Origin of the sequence: Streptomyces sp. (genome assembly GCF_035644915.1) — a bacterium.
In the GTDB taxonomy this organism is placed as follows: Bacteria; Actinomycetota; Actinomycetes; order Streptomycetales; family Streptomycetaceae; genus Streptomyces.
In genome coordinates, this window is sequence record NZ_DASQNP010000117.1 from 1 (window position 1) to 6,698 (window position 6,698).

6 protein-coding genes and 1 pseudogene are annotated in these 6,698 nt (G+C 74.4%); 1 reads left to right on the forward strand and 6 read right to left on the reverse strand.

Annotation, left to right across the window (positions count from 1 at the left end):
- From VE546_RS13505 to VE546_RS13515, 3 genes are all read right to left on the reverse strand, one after another.
- A partial coding sequence (locus VE546_RS13505; RefSeq protein WP_324921998.1) for a Tex family protein occupies positions 1 to 2,283 on the reverse strand: 2,283 nt, incomplete at its 3' end.
- A 97-nt stretch (positions 2,284 to 2,380) separates the two neighbouring features.
- On the reverse strand, positions 2,381 to 2,506 hold the full coding sequence (locus tag VE546_RS13510) for an LPFR motif small protein (protein WP_324921991.1): 126 nt from the start codon (positions 2,504 to 2,506) through the stop codon (positions 2,381 to 2,383).
- A gap of 131 nt (positions 2,507 to 2,637) precedes the next feature.
- Entirely contained in the window at positions 2,638 to 3,423 is a 786-nt protein-coding gene (locus tag VE546_RS13515) for an enoyl-CoA hydratase/isomerase family protein (RefSeq protein WP_324921992.1), read from the reverse strand.
- A gap of 260 nt (positions 3,424 to 3,683) precedes the next feature.
- Between VE546_RS13515 and VE546_RS13520 the strand changes: the two genes are divergently transcribed.
- The gene (locus tag VE546_RS13520) at positions 3,684 to 4,211 is read left to right on the forward strand and encodes an ATP-binding protein (RefSeq protein ID WP_324921994.1); all 528 of its coding nucleotides are present in this window, start codon (positions 3,684 to 3,686) and stop codon (positions 4,209 to 4,211) included.
- On the opposite strand, the gene idi is transcribed toward VE546_RS13520, so the two are convergent.
- The 3 genes and pseudogenes from idi to VE546_RS13535 all read right to left on the reverse strand — a co-directional run.
- A complete protein-coding gene (gene idi, locus VE546_RS13525; protein ID WP_324921995.1) occupies positions 4,197 to 4,757 on the reverse strand; it encodes an isopentenyl-diphosphate Delta-isomerase in 561 nt (186 codons plus the stop codon). The two genes, VE546_RS13520 and idi, sit on opposite strands and share 15 nt — an antisense overlap.
- A 157-nt stretch (positions 4,758 to 4,914) precedes the next feature.
- A complete protein-coding gene (locus VE546_RS13530) occupies positions 4,915 to 5,850 on the reverse strand; it encodes a cation diffusion facilitator family transporter (RefSeq protein WP_324921996.1) in 936 nt (311 codons plus the stop codon).
- A 41-nt stretch (positions 5,851 to 5,891) separates the two neighbouring features.
- Positions 5,892 to 6,698, reverse strand: a pseudogene (locus tag VE546_RS13535) (NAD-dependent epimerase/dehydratase family protein); the annotation flags it as partial.

The following is a 6,698-nucleotide window of genomic DNA, read 5'->3' on the forward strand; positions in this document are numbered from 1 at the left end:
CGGGCGACCGCCCTGCTCGCCCCCGGCGGCCGGGCGGCCCTCGTCGTCCAGCCGCATCGTCAGCGAGATCCGCTTGCGCTGCACGTCCACGTCCAGCACCTTGACCTTCACGATGTCGCCCGGCTTGGCCACGTCGCGCGGGTCCTTCACGAAGGACCTCGACATCGCCGAGACGTGGACCAGCCCGTCCTGGTGGACGCCGATGTCCACGAAGGCGCCGAACGCGGCGACGTTGGTCACCACGCCCTCCAGGACCATCCCCGGGGCCAGGTCGCCGATCTTCTCCACGCCCTCCTTGAAGGTGGCCGTGCGGAAGGCCGGACGCGGGTCGCGGCCGGGCTTCTCCAACTCCCTGAGGATGTCGGTGACCGTCGGCAGGCCGAAGGTGTCGTCCACGAAGTCCTGGGGGCGCAGCGTGCGCAGCACCTTCGTGTTGCCGATGAGCGCCGCGACGTCCTCGCCCGTCGCCTTCACCATCCGGCGCACCACCGGGTACGCCTCGGGGTGGACGGCGGAGGCGTCCAGCGGGTCGTCGCCGCCGCGGATGCGCAGGAAGCCCGCGCACAGCTCGTACGCCTTGGGGCCCAGCCGGGGCACGTCCCGCAGGGCCTTGCGGCTGCGGAAGGGGCCGTGGGCGTCGCGGTGGGCGACGATGTTCTCGGCCAGCCCCGGGCCGATGCCCGACACCCGCGACAGCAGCGGCACCGAGGCGGTGTTGACGTCCACACCGACGCCGTTCACGCAGTCCTCGACCACCGCGTCCAGCGAACGCGACAGCTTCGCCTCGGACACGTCGTGCTGGTACTGACCGACGCCGATCGACTTGGGATCGATCTTGACCAGTTCGGCCAGCGGGTCCTGCAGGCGCCGGGCGATGGAGACCGCGCCGCGCAACGAGACGTCCAGATCCGGCAGTTCGCGGGAGGCGAAGGCGGAGGCGGAGTACACCGAGGCGCCCGCCTCGGAGACCATCACCTTCGTCAGCTTCAACTCCGGGTGCGCGGCGCACAGTTCGGCGGCGAGCTTGTCCGTCTCCCGGGAGGCGGTGCCGTTGCCGATCGCGATCAGCTCGACGCGGTGCTCCTTCGCCAGCCTCGCCAGCGTCTCCAGCGCCTCCTGCCAGCGGTTCTGGGGGACGTGCGGGTAGACGGTGGCGGTGGCGGCGACCTTGCCGGTGGCGTCGACGACGGCGACCTTCACCCCCGTGCGGTAGCCCGGGTCCAGGCCCATCGTGGCGCGGGTGCCGGCCGGGGCGGCCAGCAGCAGGTCGCGCAGGTTGGCGGCGAACACGGCGACCGCCTCGTCCTCGGCGGCCGTACGCAGCCGCAGCCGCAGGTCGATGCCCAGGTGCACCAGGATGCGGGTCCGCCAGGCCCAGCGCACGGTGTCGGCCAGCCACTTGTCGGCGGGCCGGCCGCGGTCCTGGATGCCGAACCGGTGGGCGACGGCGCGCTCGTACTCGGACGGGCCGGACGGCGCCCCGGCGGACCCGGCCTCCCCGGACGGCTCCGGCTCCGGGTCCAGGGTGAGGTCGAGGACCTCCTCCTTCTCGCCCCGGAACATCGCCAGCACCCGGTGCGAGGGGAGCTGGGTGAAGGGCTCGGCGAAGTCGAAGTAGTCGGCGAACTTGGCGCCCTGCTCCTCCTTGCCCTCCCGCACCTTCGACACCAGCCGGCCGCGCCGCCACATCCGCTCGCGCAGCTCGCCGATCAGGTCGGCGTCCTCGCCGAAGCGCTCGGTGAGGATCGCCCGTGCGCCCTCCAGCGCGGCGGAGGCGTCCGCGACGCCCTTCTCCGGATCCACGAACGCCGCCGCGGCGGCGGCCGGCTCCACGGCCGGATCGCCCAGGAGCTTGTCGGCCAGCGGCTCCAGGCCCGCCTCGCGGGCGATCTGCGCCTTGGTGCGCCGCTTGGGCTTGTAGGGCAGGTAGATGTCCTCCAGGCGCGCCTTGGAGTCGGCCGCGCGGATGCGGGCCTCCAGCTCCGCGTCGAGCTTGCCCTGGGCGCGCACGGATTCCAGGATCGCCGTCCGCCGGTCCTCCAGCTCCCGCAGGTAGCGCAGCCGCTCCTCGATCGTGCGGAGCTGCGCGTCGTCGAGCGCGCCGGTGGCCTCCTTGCGGTAGCGCGCGACGAACGGCACGGTCGAGCCGCCGTCGAGCAGTTCGACGGCGGCCTTGACCTGCCGTTCCCGTACGCCGAGTTCCTCGGCGATCCTGCCCTCGATGGACGCCGCGCCGGACGCCCCCGTGGACGCCTCGGTGGACGCCGCGTCCTCGACGGACATCTCTCCGATGGACTGTGTCACGATCCGTTCCGCCTTCTCGGTGCTTGGTCTCCCCCGGTTGCCCGCATTCTGACAGGCCGCACCGACGGGCGGACGGTCAGACGCGGCGACCGGCGCGCGAAGCTCCGCCGAAGAGACGTGCGAGAAGGCGGAAGGGCAGCGTCACCACGGTCGCGATGGCGCCGCCGACGGTACGGAGTGCGTCTGCTATTGCTCGGAACATGCCATAACGGATGACCGCCGACGCCCCGGGCAAACCCCTCCGGTCCGGACGGCATCCCGCCCGGACCCCGCCGGACATGCCGCCGGGAGAGGTGCCCGCGCCGATAGCCGGACCGGGCCGTGCCCGGCACGTCACCCGTCGGTGCCGGGCCAGGTGAAGACCGGGGGCCGCCGTTCGAGGAAGGCGGCGACCCCCTCGGCGGCCTCCCGGCTCTCCCGCGCCTCGCGCTCCCAGTGCGCCTCGCGCTCCCGTCCCGCCGGGCCGTCCGGCAGGCCGTTGGCGAACTCCTTGGCCGCGGCCTGGGTGAGCCGGGAGCGCGAGGCCAGCAGCCGCGCGAACTCCGCCACCCGCGCGCCGAGTTCGCCGGCGGGGTGCACCTCGTCGACCAGGCCGGTGCGCAGGGCGCGGCCGGTGCCGATCAGTTCGCCGGAGAACAGCAGGTACTTGGCGGTGGCCGGGCCGACCAGGGACACCAGCCGCCGGGTGGCGGAGGCCGGGTAGACGATGCCCAGCTTGGCCGGGGTGATGCCGAAGAGGGCGCCCTCGGCGGCGAAGCGCAGGTCGCAGGCGACGGCGAGCTGGCAGCCGCCCCCCACGCAGTGGCCGCGCACGGCCGCCAGGGTGGGCCGGGGGAAGGCGGCCAGGGCCTCCTCGGCGGCCGCCGCCAGGCCCCGGGCCTCCTCGGCGCCGTCCTCCCGCAGGGCGGAGATGTCCGCGCCCGAGCAGAAGGTGTCGCCCTCACCGGTGAGGACCAGGACCCGTACGGCCTCCTCGGCGGCGAGTTGCTCCAGCACCGCCGGCAGCCGGCGCCACATCCGCGGCGTCATCGCGTTCCGCTTGGCCGGGTTGCGGATGGTGAGGGTGGCGACGCCGTCCTCGACGGCGACCGACAGGGCCGGCTGGGCGTGCTGGGACATGTGCCGGATCGTAACGGCCCAGGCGCGGGCGCCCGTCGCGGAGGGCGGAATCGACCGGGCAAGGTCAGTCGCGGATGCGAACGGCGCGTAAGTCTTCTGTCAATTGCCATCGATAAGTGCCGAGTTGCAGTCACCCGGCCGGTCCGCCCGCCCCACCGGCCAACACTCGACGTGACAGCCGGACCGGGGCCGAGCCGGCACCGCTCCGGACCACAGCGGCAGGCGAGAGCCGAGGACAGCCGGAAGCGGGGTGCGGGCAGATGGAGATCCGTGGGGAGACCTTCCCTGATCCGGTCGGGCGGGCGCCGGTGGCGGCCCCGGGCAGACCGGCGGCGCGGCCGGCCCTCCGGCCGCAGCCCTACGAGGGCACCTGGCGGTTCACCGCCCCGGTGCGGGAGTCCTCCGTGCCCCAGGCCCGCCACGCCGTGCGCGACCTCATCCGCCGCAGGGGCGCGCCCGTCCCCGACGACCTGCTGTACGGCCTGCTGCTGATCGTCTCGGAGCTGGTCACCAACGCCGTGCGGCACGCCGCCCTGCTGTCGACGGAGATCGGCGTGGAGGTGTCCATCGGCGGGGGCTGGGTGCGGATCGGGGTCGAGGACGGCCACCCCTACCGTCCCTCGGCGCTGGCCGCCGACCCGGCGCAGGAGCACACCGGGGGACGCGGACTGCTCCTGGTCAAGGCCACCGTCGCCGAGGCGGGCGGGAGCTGCGAGGTCCAGCGGACCGCCTCCGGGGGGAAGGTCGTACGGGCCGCCCTGCCCCTGCCCCCGTTACCAGCCCGATGAGGCCCCGGCCACCTCGCGGATGCCGGGGCGCGCCGCGTCCAGCACCGTCATGAACCAGGCCGAGAACGGCTCCGCCTCGTGGCGCTTGAGCAGCTCCTCGGGCGTCACGAACGCCGTCTCGGCGATCTCGGCCGGATCGGGCCGCGGGGTGTCCCGCACGAGCCCCGCGAAGAGGTGGTTGTACTCCTGCTCCACCAGCCCGGAGGCCGGGTCCGGGTGGTTGTAGCGCACCGTGCCCGCCTCCCGCAGCAGCCAGGGCGCCACCCCCAGCTCCTCGCCCACCCGGCGCACGGCGGCGGCGAACGGCGGCTCACCGGGGTAGGGGTGGCCGCAGCAGGTGTTGGACCACACGCCGGGGGAGTGGTACTTGCCCAGCGCCCGGCGCTGGAGCAGCAGCCGGCCCATGTCGTCGAAGAGGAAGACGGAGAAGGCCCGGTGCAGGCGGCCGGGCGCGAGGTGGGCGGACAGCTTCTCCGCGGTCCCGACCGTCGTACCGTCCTCGTCGACCAGTTCGAGCATGATCGGGTCCGCCGTGCTGTTCGCCATGTCCGCCCTTCACAGAAATGCGTCGGAACGGCACTTCTCCGATGTTCCGACCGTCCGTTCCAGTGTGCCGTACTCCGCCGGGCACCGCGCGCCCCCCTGCGGCGACGGGGGGACGGGCGCGCCGCCGGCGCCCGTCCTCAGGGGTGCCGGCGGCGCCTCAGTGGCACAGTCCTCCCTCGTACGCCGCGTGCCCGCGCGGTTCGAGCTGGAAGGTGCAGTGCTCGACGTCGAAGTGCCGCCCCAGGCAGTTCCGGAGGTCGTGCAGGATCCTGTCGTGGCCCGCCGACTCCAGCACCTCCCGGTCGACCACCACGTGCGCGGAGAGCACCGGCATGCCGGAGGTGATGGTCCACACGTGCAGGTCGTGCAGGTCCTCCACGCCCGGCACGCCCAGGATGTGCGCCCGCACCTCGGCCATGTCCACGTGCCGGGGCGCGGCCTCCAGCAGCACGTCGATCGCCTCGCGCGCCAGCTTGACCGTACGGGGCACGATCAGCACCGCGATCAGCAGCGAGGCGATCGGGTCGGCCTGCCGCCAGCCGGTGACCACGATCACCAGTGCGGAGACGATCACCGCCAGCGAGCCCAGGGCGTCCGCCGCCACCTCCAGGAAGGCGCCGCGCACGTTCAGGCTCTCCCGCTGGCCCCGCATCAGCAGCGCCAGGGACAGGCCGTTGAGGGCCAGGCCGATCACACCGAACAGCACCGTCGTCCCGCCGGGCACCTCCGTCGGGTGACGCAGCCGCTCCAGGGACTCCACCAGGATGTAGCCGCCGACCCCGAGCAGCAGCAGGCAGTTGAGCAGGGCGGCGAGGATCTCGGCCCGGGCGAGGCCGAAGGTCCGCCGCTCGCTGCCGGGCCGGTTGGCGATGCGGATGGCCAGCAGGGCCATCCCGATGCCGATGGCGTCGGTCGCCACGTGGCCCGCGTCCGCCAGCAGCGCCAGCGAACCGGTCAGGGCGGCACCCACGAGTTCGGCGAGCAGCAGCGCGAGTGCGATGCCCAGCGTGACGCGCAGCCGTCCCCGGTACGCGGCCGCCGCCGTACCCCGCCCACCGGGCGGCGGTCCGCCGTGGTTGTGCCCTGCGCCCATGGAAGATGCCTCCAGCCTCGCGGTCGATCGGCGGACGACCTTCAGTGAACTACGGGAGGGGGGTATCGGGCAACGCGGCACTGAACACCGTTGTCATCCCCTCTGACCTGGCCCTTCTTCCTGCCCTTCGCCTCACTCCCCGGTGCGGGAGCGAGTGGCCGCGGCACGCGGGGGCGGCGCGGGCGCCGGCCCTCCCACGCCGGGGCCACCATCTGGCGTACCCCGTACCGGGGAGCCCAGCCCGGCTCCCGGCCGATCCGCCCGGCCGATCCGCCCGGCCGAGGCGACCAGGCCGGCCGGCGGGCGTCGGCCAGGCCGGCGACGTGGACGTGGTCGCGCACGCAGGCGCCGTCGGGCGTCGGGCGGCCGTCGCCGAAGAACATCGGGATGACGTTGGACACACCGGCACCGGCCGACTCCGGCCGTGCGGCACCCGCCACGTCGAAGCAGCGCAGGCACGCGGTGGCCGGGCCCGTGCGCCTTCCCGGCGGCGCGCACCCGCCACTCGCCCGCGCGTTCCGTCCCGCCGTACGGGCCCAGCGGCCGGTACGGGGTCTCCTCCGCGGCCGGTTCCCCGTCCGGCATGCAGCGGACGGCGGCCGAGGAGGAGAAGGGGGAGCGCCGCACACCCGCCGCGGCCACCGCCGCCAGCAGTGCGGTCGGGCCGTGCACGTTCTCCCGGCCGTACGTCAGCGGCCGTTCCACGGACTCGCCCACCGGCTTCCGCGCGGCCGGGTGCACCGTGCCGGTGGCGCCGTGGACGGCGATCACGCGGTCCAGCAGCGCGCGGTCCGCGACCGTGCCGCGCCGGGGGCGCCTTCGGAGGCAGCCGCTCCGGCGGGCCGCTG